A 252-nucleotide genomic window follows, 5' to 3' on the forward strand; every position below is an offset into this window, starting at 1 on the left:
TTATCGAATGTCAACGAGGCTGACAATTTCGCTATGTCACCCTAACTGACGAATTGGATGCCATCATTGTTGACAATCGCGCCCGGGCCTTTATCAGTCGTCTTGCGTGAATTTCCACGCCAGGAACCTCTCTCATGACTTCTCGAAACCAACACGTCGTGCCCCACGCCAATGGCTGGGCCGTCAAAAGCGCTGGCGGCCAAAAGGCCACGGCTGTCTACGAGACCCAAAGCGCCGCAATCGCCCGGGCTC

At 56.0% G+C, this 252-nt stretch carries 1 protein-coding gene; it reads left to right on the top strand.

What is annotated here, in order from left to right; translation table 11 throughout:
• Nucleotides 1-134: 134 nt before the first annotated feature.
• A partial coding sequence (locus OH705_RS28120) for a DUF2188 domain-containing protein (RefSeq protein WP_267303556.1) occupies nucleotides 135-252 on the top strand: 118 nt, incomplete at its 3' end.

It is taken from the genome of Pseudomonas sp. BJa3, assembly GCF_026343815.1.
Classification (GTDB): domain Bacteria; phylum Pseudomonadota; class Gammaproteobacteria; order Pseudomonadales; family Pseudomonadaceae; genus Aquipseudomonas; species Aquipseudomonas soli.